This window comes from Ferruginibacter yonginensis (assembly GCF_042651465.1).
GTDB lineage: Bacteria > Bacteroidota > Bacteroidia > Chitinophagales > Chitinophagaceae > Ferruginibacter > Ferruginibacter yonginensis.
In genome coordinates, this window is the sequence record NZ_JBHSCZ010000001.1 from 410,675 (window position 1) to 434,811 (window position 24,137).

Genomic DNA, 24,137 nt, shown 5'->3' on the forward strand with positions numbered 1-24,137 from the left:
TTTATGATTTTTTGGATATATTTTATTGGATGATGATACCTGTAAACGCATTAATGTTCAGATTTATTTTACAGATACGTTTCTTTTTATCAACAATTTTACAGTCAAGCTCATTATTCATATACAACCCACTACCCCAAAATTGTTGATCGTCACTGTTAAATAATTCTTTCCAATGTAATTTACCTTTTAAATCAATACTTATGCCATTGTATGCAAGACTTGACACATTGATAATTATTACCATATCTTTTGCTTTATCCTTACCACGGCGACGGTATGCCATAATGCCCTCATTCTCCATAGTAAGCATTTCCCAAACAAAACCTTTTTTATCAAACTGCCACTCATAAAAGCTAGGGTTATTTTTATAGAGGTGGTTTAATGTACGTACACACTCTTGCATACCATTATGGCTGTCAAATTGCAACAGTTCCCATTGCAACTCACTATTGTAATCCCACTCATTCGTTTGAGCAAACTCGTTGCCCATAAAAAGTAGTTTTGCACCGGGGTGCGTATACATGCATGTATAAAGCAACTTTAAATTTGAGTGTTGCTGAAACTCATTACCGGGCATTTTATATAGCATGGGGCTTTTACCATGCACCACTTCATCATGACTTAAAGGCAACATAAATTTTTCATCATAAAAATACATGATGCTAAAAGTGAAATCATTTTGATGTTTTACCCTATCGCTCCAGGGTTTTTTAAAGTATTTGAATGAATCGTGCATCCAACCCATCATCCATTTCATGCCAAAACCAAAACCTTTTTTTGAAACAGCATGGGTAATACCGGGCCAATCTGATGCTTCTTCTGCAATGGTTTGTATATCAGGAAACTCACGGTATAAAATAGTATTCATTTCTTGCAAAAAAGAAATTGCCTCAAGGTTTTCGCTACCACCCAGTTCATTGGGCTCCCACTCTCCCTCATTCCTTGAAAAATCTAACCGAATAATTGAATTTACAGCATCAACCCGTAAGCCATCAATATGATAGTATTTTAACCAAAAGTGAGCAGAACTTAATAAAAACGAACGTACTTCTGCACGTTTATAATTAAAAATATAACTGTTCCAATCTTTATGAAAACCTTTACGCATATCAGCATATTCATAGGTATGCGTACCATCAAATAAATAAAGCCCATGCTCATCAGCCGGAAAATGTGATGGCACCCAATCTAAAATTACACCAATGCCATTGCGGTGCATTTGATCAATTAAATACATTAAATCGCCTGTGGTGCCAAACCTTGAAGTGGCTGCAAAAAAACCGGTACATTGGTAACCCCAACTACCATCGTAAGGGTATTCGGTAATGGGCATAAATTCCACATGAGTAAAGCCCATATTTTTCACGTACGGCACTAAGCGATCTACTAAATCTAAATAAGTATTAAAAAGGTTGGGATCATCTTTTTTAGGTCGCATCCAACTACCTAAGTGAACCTCATACACACTCCAAGGTGCTTGCAAAGCATTGTTATGTTTTCGGTGTTGCATCCAATGATCATCTTCCCAACTGTAGGTTAATGTTTTAGTGATTGATGCAGTACCAGGGCGTTTTTCGTTATAAAATGCATAAGGGTCTGCCTTGTATACTTCTTTACCTTCAAAGCCCTTTATGTAATATTTATACACAACACCTTCGGGTAATCGTGGTATAAATCCTTCCCAAATACCTGATTCATCGAGCCTTACAAAAAGTGGATGAAGATGATGTTTCCATCCATTAAACTCACCTATAACACTTACTGCTGTTGCGTTGGGCGCCCATACAGCAAAGTAAAAACCATTTGTTTGTAGCACTTGTATTGAATGACACCCAAATTTTTCATGACCATAAAATAATTTACCTGCTTTGAAAAGCTTGATATCATCATCGTTAAACAATGAATAATTCCAAACCATTTTGGTACTGTCAATAAAATGTTCGTCTTCGTATGCCATTGATGTATGCTATTTCACCGTTAGTAATGTAATCGTTTAACTTTAATTTATGATATGTTAGTTTGCAACGAAAATTTAACTATACATATTTGTAAAAAATTAACTACCCTCAAAACAAACTGCATGTTCAAAAAAATTATTCAATTTTTCATTTGCATTTTATTTATTGGCCAAGTTTCGGCACAAACTTCACAAATTTCAGGTTTTATTAAAGATACATCATCTAGCAATAGTGTTCGTAATGCAGTGGTGGTTTTATTAACACCTAAAGATTCAGTTTTAAAAGCCTTTACAAGGGTACAAGCAGATGGAAGTTATCAGTTAAAAAATATTCCAACAGGTAATTACATTTTAAGCGTTACACACCCAGCTTATGCTGATTTTGTTGATGATATTAGTGTAAAAAACACCAATGAAACCCTTGCCAATATTGCTCTTACGCCTAAAAGTAAATTGTTAGAAGCTGTAATAGTAAAGTCTGGCTCACCCATAAAATTAAGAGGCGATACTACTGTTTATACAGCGGATAGTTTTAAAGTAAGTGCTAATGCAAATGTAGAAGAGTTATTGAAGAAAATGCCCGGTATACAAGTTGATAAAAATGGGCAAATTAAAGCACTAGGACAAACCGTTGAAAAGGTATTAGTAGATGGTGAAGAGTTTTTTGGTGACGACCCCGGTATGGCGGTTAAAAACTTAAGAGCAGATGCTGTAAAGGAAGTTCAAGTATTTGATAAAAAAAGTGACCAAGCAACTTTTACAGGAATTGATGATGGCGTTACACAAAAAACAATCAACCTTAAATTAAAAGACAATAAAAAATCGGGCTATTTTGGTAAGGTAGATGTTGCTGGTGGATTACAAAAAAATATACCTAATCGGTTTAATGATAATATTTTGCTGAGTTCATTTAAAGGCAAGAGAAAAATAAGTGGCTTTTTACTAAATGGTAATACTGGGCAAGATGGTTTAAGTTGGCAAGATGAAGAAAAGTTTGGTGGTGGTGAAAATAATTTTACTGTAGATGATGAAGGTAATTATTCATACCGTGGTGGTTCAAATGATGAAGAACCTTATGTTAATACTGAAAATGGTTTTATCACCAATACCAATGCAGGCATACAATACAGCAATAAATGGAACGATAAAACAACTTTAAATTTTTCGCCAAAGTACAATAACCAACGTTACAACAATACCACCAATGTTTACCGCCAAACACAAATTGGTGATTCGGTTTTAAATAATAATAGCAATGATGTTGTCAATATCAATAGAACCAATATTAAGTTAAAAGCGATTTATGACATTAAAATTGATTCATTTAACACGTTAAAAATTACGGGCAATGCAAACTTTTACGAAACCAACAGTACTGATTTTGCGAATGCTATTACTACCGGTAAGTTTGGTAATATTAAAAACACATCAACTCGTTTGTTAAAAAATTCGAACAATAAACAAGCCTTAAGTGGTAATGTTATTTACAAACATCGTTTTCAAAAAAATAGGCGAACATTATCTATTAATACTGATGTAAATAATTTAAACAATGAAGGTGATAACTTGTTACAATCAAATAATGTTGATGTGGTAAATAATACCGCACAATTAATTGATCAAACTAAAAATTTTGAAAACAATAGCAGCAACATCAATACAAGATTGATTTACACAGAGCCATTAAGCAAAAATTATGCTTTAGAAATTGGCTATCAATTAGCCATAAATAGTGGTACCAATAAGCAAAAAAGTTTTGCATACAACAGTTTATCAGCAAAGTATGATACTAAAGTTGATTCATTGTCTAATGATTTTAAACAATCTATTATTCAAAACATTCCTTCATTGCGATTGAATTACAGTTACAAAAAATTAAAAATCAATGTAGGTGCAGCAGTTAATTTTACCAATTTTGATTTAAAAGATATTAGTTTTAATAAAACATACCCTCGAAATTTTACGAACTTTTCACCAAGTGCGTCTATTAATTTTACGAATAAAAAAAACAAATCATATCGATTTAATTACAACGGAACAACAAGGCAACCTACTATTAATCAATTACAACCGTTGCGAAATAATAACGATCAGTTTAATTTATTTTTGGGTAACCCTAATTTAAAACCATCATTCTATAATAATTTTAACATCTCATCTAACTCGTATAACTTCTTAAAAGATTTGTTTTCTTATCAATCTTTAAATGCATCATTCATCAGTAACTCAATTACTAATAACCGTTTTATTGATGCAAATACGGGTAAAACTATTTCACAACCCACCAATACAAATGGTAATTTTAATTTGAATTATTATGGCGGTTTTGGTTTTAAAGCCAAAAAAATTGATACTCGTTTTAACTTCAATCAAAATATAGGTTACAATAGGTTTGCTGATGTTATTAATAATCAATTGAGCTTTTCTAATACGGCTAATTTTGGTACATCAGTTTATGTGTCAAAAAGCAAGGAAAAAAAATACGATTTTAGCATTAATAACCGAATTGATTATAATGTACAAACCACTTCTCAAAACAATAATACCAACAAATACCTAACCTACAGTGCCGGGGCTGATGCAACTGTTTATTACAAAAAAGTATGGTCAATAAGTACTGACTTTAATATTATTGCACGACAAAAAACGGCACAAATACCAGGCCTTACCAATAGCTTATGGAACGCAAAATTGCAACGTACGTTTAAAAGTGATGAGTTTACTGTTTATGGTGTAATAAGAGATATTCTTAACCAAAACATAGGGATAGATCGTAATTTTTACAGTAACACTTTTACAGAAACTAGAAATGACCGTTTAAAGCGCTACTTTATGTTAGGCTTTGCTTGGAACTTTAAAAACAAAGCACCTAAAGCAAATTAATTCACCTTAATAATTTTATTATGAAACTATATATTTTGTTCACTATACTTATTTCAAGCTTTGTATTTGCTTCAAATGCACAACAACAACAATTTATTGATAAAGCAATGGTGGAATATGAAGTAAAAACCAATATTAAAAAAACAATGGGTAATGATAGTTGGGCTGAAATGATGAAAGAAAACTTACCAACTTTTAAAATCAGCTATTACCAATACACATTCGCTAATAATCAAAGTATATATAAGTTTAATCGTTGGGATGAAAAATCAAAATTACCTGAATACATGCGTAGAGACGATGAAGCGAATAATTGGTTTTTTGATTTCAACAAAAACAAATTGATTACACAAAAAAATATTTTTGGAAGTACCTTCAATATTGAAGATACAATACCAACCATTAATTGGGTATTAACCAATGAAAGTAGAAATATTGCTGGTTTTAATTGTAGAAAAGCAGTAGGTAAAATTTTTGATAGTGTATATGTATTTGCATTTTATACTGATGAAATTATGGTATCAGGTGGGCCATGTTCAATAAACGGTTTACCTGGCTTAATTATGGGTGTTACTATTCCAAGATTATTTACATCTTTCATAGCTACCAAAGTTTCAATAAATGGTGTTGCGTTTAATGACATTAAACCCACTACTGCAAAAAAGTATTACAACAATGCCTTTATTAAAAATACCATTTTTGAAAGAACAAAAGATTGGTGGGATGGTGGTGACGATAAAGAGGAAGCACAGCAACAAAAAAATAGGTTTGTTTGGTCATTGATGTTATAATTATATAAAACAAAAAGAGCCACAGTTATTATAGCTGTGGCTCTTTTTTATGTAAACAATCTTTATAAAATTGGTTCAAACCCATCAGGTATAGTGGCGCCTTTTTTTATCACCACAATACCATCTTTAATAGTAAACAAAGAGTGGTCTGCATCAGGTAAATGCTTACCACCATTTATTTTTACGTTGTTGCCGATTCTACAATTTTTATCGACAATTACATTTTTTAAATCGCAATTATCGCCAATACCTACTTTAGGAATACCATGTTCAAAATTATGAGCAATCTCTTCGATGGTTTCATAATAATCGTTACCCATTACATAGCAACTTTCAATTACACTACCAGCTCCAATTCTACTTCGTATACCAATAACTGAATTGGTTATTGAGGCAGCATGACTAATAGTACCTTCAGCAATAAGTGTTTGTTTTACTGTGGTACCGCTTATTTTTGCCGGTGGTAACATTCTTGCTCTGGTAAAAATCATACGATTATTATCAAACAAATTAAATGGCGGAATATCCATTGTTAAAGCAAGGTTGGCTTCAAAAAACGAATAGATATTTCCAATATCCGTCCAATAACCACCGTACTGATAACTAATTACTTTATATTTATTAATAGCATCAGGTATAATTTCTTTACCAAAATCAGTTGCATCTTTTTTCTCTTCATCTAACAAACCGAACAATACTTTTCTGCTAAAAATATAAATACCCATAGAGGCTAGGTAGTTACGTTGCATAGATTGCATTGCCTCACCAGTATCGCTTACCCAATTTGGTAATAATTCTGCAGCAGGTTTTTCAATAAAAGAGGTAATGCTATTGTGTTCATCTGTTTTTAAAATACCAAATTCAGTGGCTTCGCTAGCACCAACAGGTATTGTGGCAATGGTAATATCAGCACCTGCGGCTTTGTGGTTATCAATCATTTCAGCAAAATCCATTTGATAGAGTTGATCACCACTTAAAATCAATACATATTCAAAGTCATTTTTTTCGATATGCTTTAATGATTGGCGCACCGCATCTGCCGTACCTTGAAACCAGCCTAAACTATCAGGTGTTTGTTCTGCCGCCAAAATATCAACAAAACCGCTACTAAAACCACTGAATTGATAGGTGTTTTTAATATGCTTATTTAAAGAGGCTGAGTTGTATTGGGTTAATACAAACATGCGGTTGATATTGCTATTAATACAGTTTGAAATGGGTATATCAACTAAACGATATTTACCTGCAATAGGTACTGCAGGCTTGCTACGGGTAGCGGTAAGTGGGTACAATCTACTACCTGCACCTCCTCCTAAAATAACGGCTACAACTTGTTTGCTTGTCATAAATGGTAATTTATCTTACAGAATTATAAAGGTTTATATATTGTTCGGCGCTGGCTATCCAACTATTATCAATAGCCATCATGGTCTTTCTCACAGCATTTAATGTTACCGTATCGTTATACAGTGCTAGTGCTCGTTGTATGGTAATATCAATATCATATAAAGAAGCATAGTTAAAGCATAAGCCATAACCACCTTGTTCATCAATATCTATCACAGTATCTTTTAGTCCGCCTGTTCTACGTACCATGGGTACTGTACCATAACGCAATGCATATAATTGGTTAAGGCCACAAGGTTCTACCCTACTAGGCATCAATAAAAAATCGGCACCGGCATACATTAAATGACTCAGTTTTTCGTTGTAGGTTATTTGCGAATTGTAGTACCCAACATATTGTTGGTTCATTTGAGTAAGGGCGTTTTCTACTGCAGGGTCGCCACTACCTAAAATCAAAAAATTTATTTTCCCAGTATACGTTTGTAATGCATTATTGATGGCATCTGGCAACAATTCAGCTGCTTTTTCATGTACTAACCTACCAATAAAAATTATGAGTGGTAAATTGGGTTGAAGGCCAAAATCATCACACAATTTTTTCTTGTTTAAAGCTTTACCAGCGGCAGCATCTTTAATGCTGTAATTATCCATTATATAAGTATCTGTTGCTGGGTTCCAAACTTTGTAATCAATACCATTAATGATGCCGGTACATTTTGCGTATTCAGCCCTAAATAAATTTTCTAATCCATTGGCTTCATCCATTAACTCTTTCATGTAACCCGGACTAACCGTGTTTACACGATAAGCTGTTTTTATACCACATGCTAAGGAATTTACGGTATTGTTCCAATCGAGCAAGCCCCAATTCCATGTATCCCAAGCTGGTAAATAAGCTGCTTTTTCCCAACCCATCCAGCCTTGGTATTGTGCATTGTGTATGGTTAAAATAGATGGTATGCTTTTTAAATTTGTATAAGCATAACAATACTTCATCATAAACGGAATTAAAGCTGCTTGGTGGTCGTGCACATGCACAATATCAGGCCTATGCTCCCATCTGCTCATCCATTCCATCACCGCAATTTGAAAAGCCATGAAGCGTTCTGTATCATCATCATAGCCATAAACTTTTTCTCTATCTAATAAACCATTAATATCAACACAGTATAAATCAAAACCCAGCTTATTATTTATTTCTTTAATGATGGTAAAATCAAAGTTCATTTTCTCCATTGAGAAAAACCCTTTGTGTACAACTTCCCATTCATTTTCATACAAAAACTTAGTGCGGTACATGGGCATTACAACTTTTGCGATATGCCCTTGTTGATTTTGATATTTAGGCAAAGCACCTACTACATCGGCAAGTCCGCCTACTTTGGCCATTGGATAACACTCTGCACTTACATGTATTATTTCCATTCGTTCGGTTTCAATATTTTAAATGAATTTATGAAGTATATTTCAAACCAACACATTTTCAAATTAAAATATTACAATGTATATAAATGTATCGTCTTCAAAATTGAAAACCATTTTTACACAAATTGTTTTCAATAATCAACATTGAATAAATTATTTTTTAGTTAATAATATTTTACACTATTTTGGGGGATAAAACCAAACTTCAAAATGATAGCATCACAAAATGACAAAATTAGTATGCCCTCATCAGGCAAATTAATTCCTACCAATTACGGAGCATTAGGTACATTGGTAACTGTTTTTTTCTTTTGGGGATTTATTGCGGCTGGTAACAGCGTATTTATTCCTTTTTGTAAACACAAATTTAATTTAGATCAGTTTCAAAGCCAGTTGGTAGATACGGCTTTTTACTTCGCCTACTTTATAGGCGCTTTATTTTTATTTGCTTATGGTGCATTTGGCGGTAAAGATTTGGTAGCAAAATGGGGCTATAAAAAATCAATTGTATACGGTTTATTATTTTCTGCATTAGGTGCTGCCGCTATGATTTTAGCAGTAAACCTCAACACTTTTGCAGGTATGTTGGTTGGATTGTTTATTGTGGCCTTAGGGTTTTCATTACAACAAACCGCTGCACAACCTTTTGCCATTACATTGGGTGACCCATCAACCGGTACAAGTAGGGTTACATTAGGTGGCGCTATCAATTCATTTGGTACTACTATTGGGCCATTGGTAGTAGCCTTAGCATTATTTGGTACTACTGCTGCTATTACTGATGAAAAAATTGCTTCGCTAAGTTTAGGTAAAGTAATATTATTGTACTCATGCGTTGGTGGTTTATTTATTGCCGCTGCTGCATTGTTCTTTTTCTCTAAAAAAGTACCAGCAGGTATTTCAGAAGAAAAAACAGAAAAAGCGAATAAAGCTTTGTACATGTTGCTAATAATGACAGGGCTTTTGATTATTATGTTTGTACCTATTTTTAATAGCTATAAAACAGACCCAGCGTTACTTTCTGATGTTGAAAAGCATGATTTGGAAGCGTATAGAATGAAATGGTTAATTGGTGCTTTTTTAGTAATTGTTGTTGGCTTATTATCTGTAAACTTATCAGCCAAAAAAAATCCTGACGGTTGGGGTGCTATGAAGTACCCACAATTGTTGTTAGGCATGTTAGGTATTTTCTTTTATGTAGGTGTAGAAGTTTCAGTTGGTAGCAACTTAAGTGAATTATTAAAAAATGATGCTTTTGGTGGTTTACAATCATCTGAAGCTACACCATATGTGGCTATGTATTGGGGTAGTTTAATGATTGGGCGTTGGGCTGGTGCAGTATCTGCATTTGGTTTATCAAAAAATATGCGTATACTTTTACAAATTTTAGTACCTTTTTTAGCATTTGGTATTTTGTTAGCCGTAAACAGTGGTTTTGGCTATGATATGAAACCATTGTACTACTATGTAGTTTGTGTGGTTATTCAAATTGCTGCATTTTATATTAGCAACGATAAGCCAGCTCGTACGTTGTTAATATTTTCATTATTAGGCGTAGCTGCAATGGTGATTGGTACACAAACAACAGGCACCGTAGCTGTATATGCTTTTTTAAGTGGTGGTTTATGTTGCTCTATTATGTGGCCTTCTATTTTTAGTTTATCAGTAGCAGGTTTAGGTAAATACACAACCCAAGGTGCTGCTTTTTTAATTATGATGATTTTGGGCGGTGGTATTATTCCTCCTATTCAAGGAAAATTTGCTGATTACTTACAAGCAAATTCTACAGTAGCAGGTTCAGGTATACATGCCTCTTATTGGATTCCGGCTATTTGCTTCGCATACTTGGCTTTCTTTGCGTTTGCTGTTAAAGGAATATTAAGCAAACAAGGAATTAACTATGATGCAACAAGCGAAGAAACCGTATCCTAATAAAATTAAGATAAAAGCTATGATGGATATATCTAACGATCATGCAATAGGCATTGATATTGGCGGTACCAATACTAAGTATGGTATTGTAAACCACCGTGGACAAATTATTTTTGAGGGCTCCATTAAAACTGATCAATATCCTACAATTGACGAATTTATTGATGCGTTGTACGGAAAATTACAGCCAGAAATAGATGCAATGAAAGACGTTAATATTGTTGGGATTGGTTTGGGTGCTCCAAATGGTAACTTTTATACAGGCACCATTGATTATGCGCCAAACCTACGTTGGAAAGGCATAGTACCATTGGCACAATTGGTGACCGAAAAATTTGGTATCACTGCAAAATTAACCAACGATGCTAATGCTGCTGCCGTTGGCGAAATGATGTATGGTGCTGCAAGAGGTATGAAAGATTTTATTATGATAACCTTAGGCACCGGTGTGGGTAGTGGCATTTTTGCCAATGGTGAATTGGTTTTGGGGCATGATGGTTTTGCAGGTGAATTAGGCCACTCCATTGTAATACCAGGAGGACGACTTCACCCTCATACCGGTTTATATGGCTCATTGGAAAGTTATGCAAGTGCCACTGGAGTTACAGTAACGGCGAAGGAATTTTTAAGCGGTACAGCTGAAGCTAGTATTTTAAGAGAAACTCCAACAGATGACTTAAACAGTAAAATTGTATTTGATGCTGCCATTGCTGGCGATGCTATTGCCATGAAAGTATTTGAATTTACTGGTAATATTTTAGGTATGGCATTGGCAAATTTTGTAACATTTTCATCGCCACAAGCGATTATTTTATTTGGTGGACTTACCAAAGCTGGTGACATTTTAATGAAGCCCGTAAAAGATAGTATGGAACGTAACCTGCTACCTATTTTTAGAAATAAAATTCAATTAATTTTTAGTGAACTTAAAGAAAGTGATGCGGCTATTTTAGGCGCTAGTGCTTTGGTTTGGTAATAAATAATTGTAAAACGATAAATAAAAATGCGACTCAAATGAGTCGCATTTTTATTTATGTAAGTGATTCACTTGCTTCTTCAATATTATTTTTTAATGTAAATTTTAATAAGCAAAAACCTAGGAGTCCGGCAATTAAAGAACCCACCAAAATAACCAGTTTAGTATTATTTATAATCACTTCATCAGTAAAAGCCAACAATGTAATAAATACCGACATGGTAAAACCAATACCACCTAACAAAGCAGCGCCTATCACATGTATAGGTTTACAACCATCTGGTAAACTACCTATACCAAATTTTATACCCACAAAGCTAAAAACTGAAATACCTACTACCTTACCAATTACCAAACCTAATAAAATACCAATGCTATAATGTTCAGTAAAAATCGTTGAAAAATTAGTACCCAATACAATCGCTGTGTTGGCTAATGCAAATAAAGGTAAAATTAAAAACGCTACCGGTTTATGTAACCAATTTTGCAAAATATAGGAAGGCGATTTTTCACTACCATCACCAAAAGGTATTACAAATGCAACAATTACGCCTGCAATGGTAGCATGTACACCCGAATGCAACATACAATACCAAATACCAATACCTCCAATAATGTAGGGTATTAAATTGTATACTTTCAATCTATTTAAAACGAACAATAACAACCATAATGCGCCAGCAATTAATAAATACAACCAAGCAATGGTATTGGTATAAAAAACTGCAATTACAATAATGGCACCTAAATCATCAATAACAGCTAAGGCTGCTAAAAATATTTTTAAACTGGCTGGTACTTTATTACCTAATAATGAAAGTATGCCCAATGCAAAAGCAATATCAGTGGCCATTGGTATACCTGCACCACTCTGTGTTGCAGTACCATAATTAAAAATGAGGTAAATACCTGCTGGCACAAGCATACCACCAATAGCACCCAGCATGGGTAACGCTGCATTTTGTAAAGTTGATAACTCACCATTATACACTTCTCTTTCAAGCTCCAGCCCTATCATTAAAAAGAAAATAGCCATGAGGCCATCGTTGATCCAATGTGATAAATGTTCGCCAGCTATGGAGGCATTCCATAAGCTAAAATAACTTGTGCTATAATTTGAATTTGCAATGATGAGCGAAAAAATAGTACATATAACCAATACCACGCCTCCAGCTTTTTCACTGGCAAAAAAAGCTTTAAATACATTGGTTAATTTCATCTTTACAAAAATTATTTAAACTGGTAAGGGTCAAATATAGCCATATCAATGGTTGTATTGAATTTACAATCGTAATATTTTTCTTTTTGTAACATCGCATCATTTATGTAAAACGATACTATTGTTTCTGTGTAAGCTTTACCCACTTTTTGGTGGCCATCAAAAATAGCTTCTTGCTTTGTTTTACCAATATACTTTATAAAACGTACTACAATTAAACGCTCTTTCTCAATAAACAATTGACTTACTTTTTCGTTTTCATTGTTAGCACCAATTACATACACTGCTTTACCGTTGTAGGTAGTTTCATAAGCTTTTGTATAGTCGTATCCTTCCTTTAATATTTTACTTTTCACCGTATCATAAGGTAAAAAATACATGCCACCTAAAAGAAAAGTCAAATCATCTGTACGCAAACTTTTATTAACCAATTTTGATTTCCTTATTTGAAAAACAGAATCTTTGTTATAAATAACCGCATTGCCATTTTCTGCTGCACCAATGCTAATGCGGAAATAATCAGGAAATACAATACTTTCATACCAAGTATCTGTTTTTACTAAACTGTCTTTTTTAAACGTTTCTGTTGTTTGTGTAAAAGTGAAATTTTTGTACCAATTACCTTTGTACTTTTTATACATTTTTTGTAGTACTTTTTCTCCTGTTAAACTATCTTTTAGCGGTGTTGCTTTTGCAACAAATAATGAGCAAAGTGCAATGAACGTTATTATTATTTTTTTCATGTTTATAATTTAAAAGATGATGTTGATACAACAGCGTACTAATTTCCTCCAAAAATAAATGGGATGATAAAAAGCTGCTTACCGTCTGTCATTTTTTTAACTTACAAATGATAATAGTTGCGGCTATTAATGACAATTTATCGCATTTATTAGAATGGTGCAATAATTGTGCGATTCTAAAAAAATAAAATTATGAGTAAAGTTTGGTTTATAACTGGTTGCTCTACTGGTTTTGGCAGGGAGCTATCTAAACAAGTATTGGCAACTGGTAACAAAGTTGTAGTAACGGCACGTAAAGTGGCAGATGTACAAGATATCGTTGCAGGTAATGAAGCCAATGCCATTGCAGTAACGTTAGATGTAACAAAACCTGCTGAAATTACAGCGGCAGTTGCAGCCGCCATGCAAAAATTTGGTAGTATTGATGTGTTGGTTAACAACGCTGGTATTGGCTATTTTGGTGCCATTGAAGAAAGTGAAGATGATGCTGTACGTCAAATGTTTGAAATAAATGTATTTGGTTTGGCGAAAATGACACAAGAAGTGTTGCCTATTATGCGTAAACAACGCAGTGGTCATGTTGTAAACATTGCATCAATTGGTGGTTTACGTTCGTTCCCTGCAGTTGGTTTTTATAACGCAACCAAATATGCTGTAGATGGTTTATCAGAGGCTTTGGCAAAAGAAACGGCACATTTAGGAATTAAAGTAACCATAGTTTGTCCGAGTGGTTTCCGTACTGATTGGGCTGGGCGATCTGCCAACGATAGCAAAATTATTATTGAAGATTATGCACCTACTGCAGGTCAAAATAAATCCAATATTAGAGGATACAGTGGCAACCAACCTGGCGACCCTGTGAGAGCAGCAAAGGCAATTGTGGCCGCAGTTGATGCCGAAAACCCACCTTTACGTTTGTTATTAGGTGAAGCTGCTTTAAAAGGTGCACGAGCCAAACTCGATGAATTGAAACATGATTTTGATACTTGGGAAGCAACTACTGTTGGAGCAGATTTTCCTAAAGAAGAACAATAATATTTTTAAACAATATTGAAAGGCTTACATTTTTGTAAGCCTTTTTTATGTTTTTTTTACCCAGAACAGTTTTTTGAAATTAGTGATTAATGGCTTTAATGCAACCATTTTATATACTATATTTACGACCTTAAATAAACTTATTTTCATGTCGGCTACCCTTCAAATCATCAATCAAATATTTGAACTCCAACAAAAAATTAATAGTACTACAGATGCTGCTCATTATGAACGCAATTTCAATAGACTATTTTCCATTTTCGAAGAAGATGGCTACATTATTCAAAACCCAACTAATGAAGTGTATAGCCCTACCAGAACAGATTGTGAAGCATCTATAACAGGTGATATTGCTTCAAAAATGATTATCACTAAAACACTCAAACCCATCATCTACCAAAAAGCGGCAGGCAACATTCAGCTTTTACAAAAAGCGATTGTATTAGTTGAAAAAAATAATTATTGAATATGAAACCGGTAAATTTTGGCATTGACTTGGGCACTACCAATTCCCTCATTGCAAAATATGAACATAATAAAGTAAGGGTATATAAAAATCCGATAGGTTTAAAAGAAACACTCCCATCAGTTGTAGCTTTTAGAAAAGATAGAACCCTCATAGGCGAAAAAGCAAGAGAATACCTTACCAAAGATGCAGTGAATGTATTTGGCGGCTTTAAACGTAAAATGGGTACCGATGAAAAATATTATGTGGTAAACCTCGATGAAAACGTAACGCCCATTGAGCTTTCGACCATGGTATTGAAAGAACTCAAAAATTTTGTACAAGAGCAAGAACCAATGGAAGCATGTGTAATAACCATACCTGCTTCATTTGACAGTATGCAAAGTAACGCCACTTTGCAAGCTGGTAAAGCTGCTGGCTTTAAAGAAGTTTTTTTATTGCAAGAGCCTATTGCTGCTAGCTTGGCTTATTTTAATGCCAATGGCAGTAGCGATGTAAAAAATGATGGCTACCGTTTGGTATATGATTTTGGAGGCGGTACGTTTGATGTGGCTTTGGTAAAATCAACGCAAGATGATTTAAAAGTAATTGACCATGAGGGTAACAATTTTTTAGGCGGTATGGATTTGGATTTTGCTATTATTGAAAAAATAATTGTACCTGCTATTGTTCAGCAAACCCAAATTGACAATTTTGAGGAAGATTTTAGAACCAAATTTGGCAAATACGAATCGTTGTATTACCAAGTATTGTATTATGCTGAAGAAGCTAAAAAAGAATTATCAAACAGTAACAAAACAGAAATAGAGTTTAGTGCTACGCTCAATGATGTGGCGTATGATTTTTATATACCTATTACAAGGCAACAAATTGACGATATTTTTGCACCAATTATTCAAGAAACGATTCAACTCATTCAAAAAATATTGGTGAATAATGAATTGGTAGCAACTGATATTAATGAAATCATTTTAGTGGGTGGTAGTACTTATTTACCGCAAGTGAGGGAACAATTAGCTGCTCAAACGGGTATTGCTATTAACTACAGTATTGACCCCACAACATCTATCGCTGTTGGAGCAGCCTACTATGCTGCTAATAAATATTATGAACCTTCGGCAATACTTAGCAGTGAAACCACTGAACAAAAGGCTGGGTCAATTGCTGATGATTTATTAGCAACCGTTGATTTTAATGATACGGATATTGAAATGGTTTTATCGTACAATAAATCTACAAGAGATAAAGAAGAAGTACTCATTATGCAATGTAATGGTGCGTATGAAAATTGTACTTACCGCATTTATAGAGCCGATGGTGGTTTTGATACCGGTCATGTTCCATTAAAAGCAAAGAAAACGGAGTTTTTACCTTTGCTTGCAGAAAACGTAAATATTTTCAACTTACAAATTTTTGATGCAGCACAAAATGAAATTAAGCGATTAAGCCAGCAGTTGCAAATTGCACAAGGTATTTATAATATTGATGGCCAACCCCTACCCCACGATATTTGTATTGAGGTTGATGATGTTGAAAATAAAACAACCAAGTTAGAAGTTGTTTTTGAACGCAATAGTTTGTTACCACAAAAAAGAACACTTTATAGAGAAATTTCAAAAACCATTAAAAAAGGTGCTGATGATAGTATCATCATCAATATTTTAGAAGGTGATAAATCATCAAGGGCATCATCTAACTTAACTATTGGTTGTATAAATATTAGTGGTAAAGATTTACAAAGTGATTTAATAAAAGGGTCAGATATTGAAATTCAAATTCATATTACTGATTCAAGAATATTAAATACAGTTGTGTATTTAGTAATGACCCAGCAAGAATTTAAAAATGTATTTTCCATCAGTGAAAAGCAAATTAGTGTGGCTCGTTTAAAAGAACAGTACATATTGCTCGAAAATGAAATTAGCGACAACATTCGTGAGTTTCAATACAATGAAGATAAAATTTGGGAAATTAATGCCAACACTTATTTAGAGGAGCTACAAAGTTTACAACCCCGTTTGTTTAAATTAAAAGACAATGATGCGTCTGATGATAAATATATAATCGCAGAAAAAATGGCTCGTATCAGTCAAAACGCAGATAAACTTGGTGGCAACGAACGTATAGCAGGTTTGTTAGAAACCTATTTGCAGCGCAAAGAAGAAACTGCTGCTTTAATTGCAGCTGCCGATTTTGAAAAAGATGAACTTTTAAAACAACTTCAAAAACTAGAGCAAAGTGAAGCCAGCTTTATGCGTTCAAAAAATGCATCGGTTATTGAAGGAAAGTTAAGACAGCTGCATGATTTGTATTGGAAAGGATTGAGCAATACCACCAGCTTTTTAATTTCTATTTTTATTGAATACAAATCATACGAACCTATTGCATTTAAAGATTATAATGCAGCAAAATCTATTTTTAAAATGGCTGATGCTGCATTAACCAGCGAACGTTACCCTGAGTTTAGGCGACATGTTTTTAGTTTGTCTAACTTATTAAAACGCTCTGATTTAAACACTCATATTGACTTTAAAGGAACCGGCATTGGCTAACAACTTACCTTACTTATCGCCCATTAGGCTATTGCAACATTGCGATATTGAAATTGACACGATACCCAACGTATCTCGATTAAAAAAGCAATTAAACGCTGAATTTGATTTGGCCAATGGTGGCGTAATCGAAATAGATAAATATGCTTATAACAAATCAGATGTATTGACAGAGATTGAACATCCTGATTTTGCTACTAGGTATACTTATCATCAACGTATTTGGGAACGCAAATTTTTGTTGACTTTTTTAGAAGACAATCTTTTAAATATGAGTGAGTTGGAGCCTGATCTCCGACATTTTGCGAACGACGATTATTTTGAGCATTTTATTTCATCATACTTTGGTATTGCGTTTTACCAAGTATCGAGGGCATTGCTGAACCCACCATCGCTCAACGAATTAGCTGATTTATTGCGTTGCGAAGATTTTATAAAAGCTGAAGACCGTTCTGATGCTTTTAAAGCGATTAGAATTTATTTAGATGATACAATGCGGATTTTAAAAAATAGTAACGCTCAAAGCTATCGAAGTAACCGACCGCAATTGGTACTGTGGATGTATGGTGGCGGCAATTTTCTAAATAATTTACCAGTTGAATTTTATGAAGATAAAGCTGATGTAGTGTTGAATTTCATTAACCTTACGGTACGTATTCAAAAAACTGATCGTAATGATTGTAAAGAAATTAGTAACCAATTAATTATTGTAGATGACCTCCCAGATGATTTAAGAACCTTAATTAAAAATAACCACCAAGTATTTCACAACATACCACAACCTGGCGCAAGTAGCAGCAGTGGTAATGTTAACTGGGGCTGGATTATTTGGTTGATATTGATTTTAGCAAGAATATTGGTGCGGTGTTAAATTACTTTTCATTCAAATAAAAAGTTAATGCACCTGATGGACAAGTTTTTACAGCGTCAATAATAGCCGCTGTAGTTGAAGCTTCAGGATGAATCCATGGTTTATCTTTCGGCTTAAAAACTGCAGGGTTATTTTTAACACAATTAGCGGCATGTTGGCATAAACCCGATTGCCATACAATGGTTACTTCGCCATTGCTGTATTCTTTTTTAATGTTGTTGATATCCATAAAATACTATTTATAATACATCTTTTATTGTAGCGTCTTTTTCAAACACACTGGCTGCAAACGGACAAAGCGGTAAAATTTTAAAATGCTTTTCTCTTGCTAAGGCAACTGCCTTCATCACTAATTGCTTGCCTACACTTTGTCCTTTTAAAACATCACTTACTTCGGTATGATCTATAATTATTTTATCAGTACCAGCCCAAACATAAGTCATTTCAGCTTCCTGCTTACCATTTACTTCAACATAAAATTTACCATGTTTACCATCATCAGTATGTAAAATTTCCATTACAATTATTTTTGTTGTGAAAGATATAATGAAGGTTGTTATTTTTTTTGAAATTGCAAAAATAAACTCATCAAAATAAGATGTTGTATGTAAAATTTAATGACCCTCATTTGTAATATTATCGTTGGGTTTCAGCGATACCTAGTGCTGCTAAACGACCCGATTCCATAGCTGCGTTTAATGAACCATTAAAAAGATAATCACCTGCTACAAATACGTTTTCCAACACCTTACTATTGCTAGGTAGTGCCGTCATTTTAATATCTTTAATATCAGGTAACGCAAAATTGATTTCATAGTGCTGTATGTAATGTACCAAAGAAGCGCCTGTGTATTGCTGAACTTCCATAATAACTTTCTCAATAATTTTTTCTATTGATGGCTCTTTTTGCTGTACGGTTGTGGCTGATAGAATGGTTTTTCCTGTAGCCGCATCTGTATAAGCGTAGAGGTTATTGGTATAATTTCCGGCATCAGCAATTAAAGCAATGGTATTAGCTGGTATATTGGTTTGGTTAACTTCAAAATACAAACACATACATTTTTTCCAAGCGATTGTAGGGCTTTTATGGCCTGGTAATAAAGATGCAGGACTACTAGCAATAATTACTCCTTTGTGAGCTATCGTTTCACCAGATTGTAGTAAAATTTGATTATTGGTAACTTCTTTTACTCCACAATTGAACATAAACTCCGTATGATGCAATTTACTTTGCAATTGTTTGGTTATTGCCCCAATACCCAATTCAGGAATAGTAGCATAACCTTCACCAAACATTTTATAAACAAATTCAAACATTCTGCTAGAGGTGCTTAAGTCGGGCTCTAGAAATATACCAGTAAAAAAAGGTTTGAAAAAACGTTCAATTATTTTAGATGAAAATCCACATTCAACCAAGTATTCAAGCGTTGTTTTTTCAGGCGATGCAAAAATTTTATCGAGTGATTTAAACTTTAATTGGATGTTTAGTTTTAATATTTTGAGCTTATCGGCAATGGAACCAATATCAGACATTAATGTTGGAATCAATATTTTCCAATTTCTTAGAGGGTCGCCAATTAAATAAGATTTGTTGTTTGCATAAATGAATGCACCTGACTCTAGCTTGTTCAACTGAAGCTGATCCATATCGAGGTATTTTTTGGCCAATGGGTAAGCACTCAGTAATACCTGAAAACCAAGGTCCAGTGCATAACCCTTTTCTTGAATCGTCTTCACTCTTCCGCCTACTTCAGCTGTTTGCTCTATAATGATTGGGTGGTAGCCCATTTGCTCTAGTTCGTAAGCAGCAATTAGTCCACTAACACCAGCGCCAATTATGTATATTTTATGTTTAGGTTCCATTGATTTTAGGTATGTTTATTTCGGTAAATGCATCGTTGTTTTAAAACGTTTTAAGCATTGCAGCGATAAGCAATTACAGGCACAAATATCTATTGTAATTGTGAATATTAAACTTAATTTTTGGTGATTGTAGGTTGATGATGACACTACTTTTTATTAAATCTAATGACTGCATCGGTTGTTAGTTCGCAAAATTATTGTTTGCAATACAACCGCCTTTATGAAGTATGCAATTGGTAAATGGCATCAATAATTCACTGAAACCATCTTTTAAATTGCAGCATATATTTTACTGCCTAGCAGCAGTATTGATTGAACTAAAATAAAAAAGCCAACAAGCCCAACAAAGATTATCAGCTCCGCATAGCCCGGATTGCAGTGGATGCCGCTGCCTTTGAGCGGCAGCAACGTAAAGCCGGATACAAATGTTCAACAATGTTTCATCAGCTCATGCTCCTATCCTCCTTCGGCGGAAAAGCCCTATTAATTCAAACTCCTAAAATCTACTGGCACTAATTTACTTACGCCTGCCTCTTGCATGGTAACGCCATAAATTACATCAACAGCACTCATAGTTTGTTTGTTGTGGGTTACAATAATAAACTGTGAGTTTTCGCTGAATTGCTTAATCATGTTGGTGAACTTACCAACGTTGGCATCATCTAAAGGAGCATCCACCTCATCTAAAATACAGAATGGTGCTGGTTTTATGAGATAAATGGCAAACAATAAAGCCGTTGCAGTTAATGTTTTTTCACCTCCACTTAATTGGCCAATGCTTGATGGACGTTTACCTTTTGGTTTCGCCACAATATCAATACCTGTTTCAGCTAAGTTTTCAGGATCAACCAATACCATATCGGCCGTATCTTCATCTGTAAACAATGCTTTAAAAACTTTTTGGAAGTTTTCTCTGGTTTTGTTAAACGTATCTAAAAACTGTTGATTAGCCGTTGCTTCCACTTCTTGAATGGTTTGTAACAAACTATCTTTTGCAGTAACCAAGTCGTTTTTTTGCTCTAAAATAAACTCATACCTCTTTTTCATTTCGGTATAAGCTTCAATAGCAGTAGGGTTTACTTCACCCATATTCTCCAAACGCTTTTTCATACGGTCGTTGCGTTCTTTTAAATCATCAACCGCATCTGTACCCGTACGAGGCTCATCAATAATTTCATCTAAATCAACCCTAAACTCTACACTCAAGCGTTCTTTCATACCGCTTAATTGCAATTTGAGATCAGTCAATTTATCTTTAATTTCATTGAGCAACGTATCAATAATTTCTTTTGATTTTTGCTTTTGGCGTAACGCTGTTTCTTTCTCAGATAATGCATTACGAAGGTTATAATAAGCCTGATCTGCCTCATTTAAGGTACGCTCCTCCTGTTCTTTATTTTGCAACATCGTTACCAACAACGCCTCTACTTCTTGCAAAGTTTGAGCAGTCGTTGCTATGGCTTCATCAGCATCTTTTAATTGAACTTTACTATTTTCAACCTGCACTTGTAAATCAGTTAGCTGGTTATTTTTAAAGGCTAATTCTGTTTTTAAAGAGGTTACCTTACTTTGCTGCTTGGTAAAATTTAAGTTGCTTTCATTGTAAGCAGCACCAGCAAAATTATATTCTTGCTCAGCATTTGCATAAGCCGCTTCAACAGTTTGTAACGTATCTGCTAGTTCATCAAGTTGTGTATTAAACTTATCTAATTCGTTACGAGTATCGGCAATAGCATCATGATTTTGCGTTAATTGCGTTTCAAAATCAGCGATACGAGTAATGGCAGCTGTTTGCTGTTGGGTTATATTTTCAATTTTGTTTTGTAAAGCAAAAACTTGGTTGGTAAGGTTATTAATATCTTGTTGGGTTTGCTTTATTGCACCTTCTTTTAGCTGTTCATTGTAGCTTATAACTTCGTTATGGCGTTGCTGAATCGCTTCTTTTAAATCGCTTACAACTTTTTGTTGTGCTGTAATTTCTACTTGAAGTTTTTCTAAATTTTTGGCTCTTCCAATTTTTTTACCTTCAAACATACCCACACTACCACCAGTAATGGCGTATTTGCCTCTTACATATTTGCCCGTTTTTTCGAGGATGATGGCACTGCTGTCGCTTTGTAATGCATCATCATTTTCAGCAATAAAAACGTTACCTAATAAATGCTGAGCTAGGTTACTGTATGCTGCATCAAACTCTACTACATCTAAAGCTGGTATGGTATTACTAGGTGTTGCTGTGGCAGTAATATCAGCAAACTTATCTAACATAAAAAAGTTGGCTTTCCCTTTTTTATTTTGATCGAGCAAACGAATCGCTTGCAAACCTTCTTCTAAATTATTAACAACGTAATAGTTTAAATAGGGATCAAGCACATTTTCAACTGCGGCACGGTAAGGTTCTTTTACATAAATAATATCTGAAAGCAAAGGTGCTTCTTTGTTCCAGCCGTTGTTATTGTGCAAAAACTTTACACTTTCTGGGTAGCCTTCCATGGAGTCGACCAAGCTTTTCAGCAAATCGTACTCGTTGGTACGGGCATCTAATTTTCTACTTTCTTCAGCAAGGTTGTTACGCATACCTTCCATCATATTTTGCGTTTGCAAAATTTGCTCCTTGGTACGGTCTTGGTGCTCTTGTAACTGTTGTAAATCTATTTTTTTGGCATCGAGTTCAGCAGACTTTTCTTTCTGTTCAACCTCTAAAGTTTGTAATTGTGTTGCTCTTACTTTTTGCTCCTCTGTTAATTGGATAATGGTACGTTGCAAATTTTGAATACTCGTATCAGCAATGGCCACTTTTTTTTCTGCATCAAAACGGTTGAGTTGTATGGCTTGATTTTCTTTACGGAGTGTATCAATAGCACTGCGTTTTTCATCAAAAATTCTTCGCTTTTCTTCAACTGCATCTTTTAAATCAGCTACTTTCTCTTCTAGCTCTTCAACTTTAATTTCTTCTTCTAATATTTGGTTGCCAGTAAATACAATACTTTCCTCCAAGCCAGCAAGTTGCCCGGTTGCTTTTTTCAAAAACTCATCTAAACTAACTTTGGTTTCTTTAAGGTATTGAACTTTTTGACTGCTGAGGTTTTTTTCATTTTCTTTACTACGCACCTTATCGAGCATTTCGTTGTATTGCTGTTGCATTAATTGCAACGCTTTTTCTTTTTCTACGAACGAAAGTTTTTCTTGTTCCAATGCAGCATCTTCACCTGCAATAGCAGCTTCTAATTCAATACGTTTGTCAACCTCTTGTTGTTGTTGCTCATTTAATTCTTTGTAGGTAATATTAAAACCTTCTAAAGCTGCTTTGGCTAATTCAATGGATACTTCTTTATACTCTTTTTTTATTTCGAAATACTTCTCTGCTTTTTTAGCCTGATTTTCGAGGGTTTTTAGTTGGTTATTTATTTCAAAAAGTAAATCTTCAATACGAGCTAAATCTTGTTCAGTAGCATCTAATTTTAGCTTTGCTTCTTTTTTTCGAGTTTTATAAATAGTAATACCAGCCGCTTGTTCTAACATTTTACGGCGACTGTTTTCTTTGTCTTTAATAATATCATCAACCATGCCCAGTTCAATAATGGCATAGCTATCGGTACTTACCCCTGTATCCATAAATAAGTTATGAATATCTTTCAACCTACAAGCCACATCATTTAACCTATATTCACTTTCTCCACTTTTATAATATTTACGGGTAACCGTTACTGTATTAAATTCAGTTGGTAAAAGGTTTTTAGTATTTTCAAAAGTTAAACTTACCTCTGCCAACCCACTAGCATTACGGGTTTTGCTACCGTTAAAAACCAGACTTTCTAAATTTTCACTACGGAGGTTGCTTATTTTATGTTCGCCAATAACCCAACGAATACTATCAATAATATTGCTTTTACCACAACCGTTTGGGCCAATTACACCTGTAATACCTTCGTCGAAATTGAGTACTGTTTTATCAGCAAAACTTTTAAATCCTTTAATTTCTAAACTCTTTAAACGCACAGTGTATAGTTTTTAAGTAAGACGGCAAACATACACGAATTTGATTAAACTTTAAAACAGCATTTTATAAAAAAT

Annotated in this window: 17 protein-coding genes; 8 read left to right on the forward strand and 9 right to left on the reverse strand. The window is 34.2% G+C overall.

Features of this window, described 5'->3' with window-relative positions; genetic code table 11:
* Positions 1-22: 22 nt before the first annotated feature.
* Positions 23-1,960 carry a 1,4-alpha-glucan branching protein GlgB gene (glgB, locus tag ACFOWM_RS01760; protein ID WP_379706219.1) on the reverse strand — a complete coding sequence of 646 codons (1,938 nt, stop codon included), beginning with the start codon at positions 1,958-1,960 and terminating at the stop codon, positions 23-25.
* Between the two features lie 123 nt (positions 1,961-2,083).
* On the opposite strand from glgB, the gene ACFOWM_RS01765 reads away from it, so the two are divergent.
* Both ACFOWM_RS01765 and ACFOWM_RS01770 read left to right on the forward strand, forming a co-directional pair.
* Complete coding sequence (locus ACFOWM_RS01765) at positions 2,084-4,843, forward strand: outer membrane beta-barrel protein (RefSeq protein ID WP_379706222.1); 2,760 nt, start codon at positions 2,084-2,086, stop codon at positions 4,841-4,843.
* 20 nt (positions 4,844-4,863) lie between these two features.
* The gene (locus ACFOWM_RS01770) at positions 4,864-5,634 is read left to right on the forward strand and encodes a GLPGLI family protein (protein ID WP_379706226.1); all 771 of its coding nucleotides are present in this window, start codon (positions 4,864-4,866) and stop codon (positions 5,632-5,634) included.
* A gap of 62 nt (positions 5,635-5,696) precedes the next feature.
* On the opposite strand, the gene ACFOWM_RS01775 is transcribed toward ACFOWM_RS01770, so the two are convergent.
* Positions 5,697-6,980 (reverse strand): glucose-1-phosphate adenylyltransferase, encoded by a 1,284-nt coding sequence (locus ACFOWM_RS01775; protein WP_379706228.1) that lies wholly within the window; start codon positions 6,978-6,980, stop codon positions 5,697-5,699.
* A gap of 10 nt (positions 6,981-6,990) precedes the next feature.
* Complete coding sequence (locus tag ACFOWM_RS01780; RefSeq protein ID WP_379706231.1) at positions 6,991-8,406, reverse strand: glycogen synthase; 1,416 nt, start codon at positions 8,404-8,406, stop codon at positions 6,991-6,993.
* A gap of 210 nt (positions 8,407-8,616) precedes the next feature.
* Here ACFOWM_RS01780 and ACFOWM_RS01785 point away from each other — a divergent pair, with 210 nt between their 5' ends.
* Together ACFOWM_RS01785 and ACFOWM_RS01790 are read left to right on the forward strand one after the other, a co-directional pair.
* Entirely contained in the window at positions 8,617-10,338 is a 1,722-nt protein-coding gene (locus ACFOWM_RS01785) for an MFS transporter (protein ID WP_379706234.1), read from the forward strand.
* Complete coding sequence (locus ACFOWM_RS01790; protein WP_379706237.1) at positions 10,307-11,314, forward strand: ROK family protein; 1,008 nt, start codon at positions 10,307-10,309, stop codon at positions 11,312-11,314. Before ACFOWM_RS01785 ends, ACFOWM_RS01790 begins: the two co-directional genes overlap by 32 nt.
* A gap of 55 nt (positions 11,315-11,369) precedes the next feature.
* On the opposite strand, the gene nhaA is transcribed toward ACFOWM_RS01790, so the two are convergent.
* Positions 11,370-12,533, reverse strand: a complete 1,164-nt coding sequence (nhaA, locus tag ACFOWM_RS01795) for a Na+/H+ antiporter NhaA (RefSeq protein WP_379706240.1) — start codon at positions 12,531-12,533, stop codon at positions 11,370-11,372.
* A gap of 11 nt (positions 12,534-12,544) precedes the next feature.
* Positions 12,545-13,276: a hypothetical protein gene (locus tag ACFOWM_RS01800; RefSeq protein WP_379706243.1), complete on the reverse strand. Its 732-nt coding sequence runs from the start codon at positions 13,274-13,276 to the stop codon at positions 12,545-12,547.
* Between the two features lie 192 nt (positions 13,277-13,468).
* Here ACFOWM_RS01800 and ACFOWM_RS01805 point away from each other — a divergent pair, with 192 nt between their 5' ends.
* The 4 genes from ACFOWM_RS01805 to ACFOWM_RS01820 all read left to right on the forward strand — a co-directional run bounded on the left by ACFOWM_RS01805 (position 13,469) and on the right by ACFOWM_RS01820 (position 18,200).
* Positions 13,469-14,311, forward strand: coding sequence for an oxidoreductase (locus ACFOWM_RS01805; RefSeq protein ID WP_379706246.1), 843 nt, complete (start codon positions 13,469-13,471; stop codon positions 14,309-14,311).
* A gap of 148 nt (positions 14,312-14,459) precedes the next feature.
* On the forward strand, positions 14,460-14,777 hold the full coding sequence (locus ACFOWM_RS01810) for a hypothetical protein (protein ID WP_379706249.1): 318 nt from the start codon (positions 14,460-14,462) through the stop codon (positions 14,775-14,777).
* Between the two features lie 2 nt (positions 14,778-14,779).
* The gene (locus ACFOWM_RS01815) at positions 14,780-17,329 is read left to right on the forward strand and encodes an Hsp70 family protein (protein WP_379706252.1); all 2,550 of its coding nucleotides are present in this window, start codon (positions 14,780-14,782) and stop codon (positions 17,327-17,329) included.
* Positions 17,301-18,200 carry a hypothetical protein gene (locus tag ACFOWM_RS01820; RefSeq protein WP_379706255.1) on the forward strand — a complete coding sequence of 300 codons (900 nt, stop codon included), beginning with the start codon at positions 17,301-17,303 and terminating at the stop codon, positions 18,198-18,200. Before ACFOWM_RS01815 ends, ACFOWM_RS01820 begins: the two co-directional genes overlap by 29 nt.
* Position 18,201: 1 nt before the next feature.
* Here the strand turns inward: ACFOWM_RS01820 and ACFOWM_RS01825 are convergent, their stop codons facing one another.
* From ACFOWM_RS01825 to smc, 4 genes are all read right to left on the reverse strand, one after another.
* The gene (locus ACFOWM_RS01825) at positions 18,202-18,429 is read right to left on the reverse strand and encodes a (4Fe-4S)-binding protein (RefSeq protein ID WP_379706258.1); all 228 of its coding nucleotides are present in this window, start codon (positions 18,427-18,429) and stop codon (positions 18,202-18,204) included.
* 10 nt (positions 18,430-18,439) lie between these two features.
* Complete coding sequence (locus ACFOWM_RS01830) at positions 18,440-18,718, reverse strand: GNAT family N-acetyltransferase (RefSeq protein ID WP_379706261.1); 279 nt, start codon at positions 18,716-18,718, stop codon at positions 18,440-18,442.
* A 118-nt stretch (positions 18,719-18,836) separates the two neighbouring features.
* Complete coding sequence (locus ACFOWM_RS01835) at positions 18,837-20,063, reverse strand: protoporphyrinogen/coproporphyrinogen oxidase (RefSeq protein ID WP_379706264.1); 1,227 nt, start codon at positions 20,061-20,063, stop codon at positions 18,837-18,839.
* 483 nt (positions 20,064-20,546) lie between these two features.
* Entirely contained in the window at positions 20,547-24,062 is a 3,516-nt protein-coding gene (gene smc, locus ACFOWM_RS01840) for a chromosome segregation protein SMC (RefSeq protein WP_379706267.1), read from the reverse strand.
* Between the last annotated feature and the right edge of the window lie 75 nt (positions 24,063-24,137).

Bases quoted from the DNA above. Each gene is read 5' to 3' on its own strand.
- ACFOWM_RS01790 (WP_379706237.1), top strand. From the start codon at position 10,307: ATGATGCAACAAGCGAAGAAACCGTATCCTAATAAAATTAAGATAAAA.
- nhaA (WP_379706240.1), bottom strand. From the start codon at position 12,533: ATGAAATTAACCAATGTATTTAAAGCTTTTTTTGCCAGTGAAAAAGCT.
- ACFOWM_RS01770 (WP_379706226.1), top strand. From the start codon at position 4,864: ATGAAACTATATATTTTGTTCACTATACTTATTTCAAGCTTTGTATTT.
- glgB (WP_379706219.1), bottom strand. From the start codon at position 1,960: ATGGCATACGAAGACGAACATTTTATTGACAGTACCAAAATGGTTTGG.
- ACFOWM_RS01780 (WP_379706231.1), bottom strand. From the start codon at position 8,406: ATGGAAATAATACATGTAAGTGCAGAGTGTTATCCAATGGCCAAAGTA.
- ACFOWM_RS01765 (WP_379706222.1), top strand. From the start codon at position 2,084: ATGTTCAAAAAAATTATTCAATTTTTCATTTGCATTTTATTTATTGGC.
- ACFOWM_RS01800 (WP_379706243.1), bottom strand. From the start codon at position 13,276: ATGAAAAAAATAATAATAACGTTCATTGCACTTTGCTCATTATTTGTT.
- ACFOWM_RS01785 (WP_379706234.1), top strand. From the start codon at position 8,617: ATGATAGCATCACAAAATGACAAAATTAGTATGCCCTCATCAGGCAAA.
- ACFOWM_RS01835 (WP_379706264.1), bottom strand. From the start codon at position 20,063: ATGGAACCTAAACATAAAATATACATAATTGGCGCTGGTGTTAGTGGA.
- ACFOWM_RS01825 (WP_379706258.1), bottom strand. From the start codon at position 18,429: ATGGATATCAACAACATTAAAAAAGAATACAGCAATGGCGAAGTAACC.
- ACFOWM_RS01805 (WP_379706246.1), top strand. From the start codon at position 13,469: ATGAGTAAAGTTTGGTTTATAACTGGTTGCTCTACTGGTTTTGGCAGG.
- ACFOWM_RS01815 (WP_379706252.1), top strand. From the start codon at position 14,780: ATGAAACCGGTAAATTTTGGCATTGACTTGGGCACTACCAATTCCCTC.
- ACFOWM_RS01810 (WP_379706249.1), top strand. From the start codon at position 14,460: ATGTCGGCTACCCTTCAAATCATCAATCAAATATTTGAACTCCAACAA.
- ACFOWM_RS01775 (WP_379706228.1), bottom strand. From the start codon at position 6,980: ATGACAAGCAAACAAGTTGTAGCCGTTATTTTAGGAGGAGGTGCAGGT.
- ACFOWM_RS01830 (WP_379706261.1), bottom strand. From the start codon at position 18,718: ATGGAAATTTTACATACTGATGATGGTAAACATGGTAAATTTTATGTT.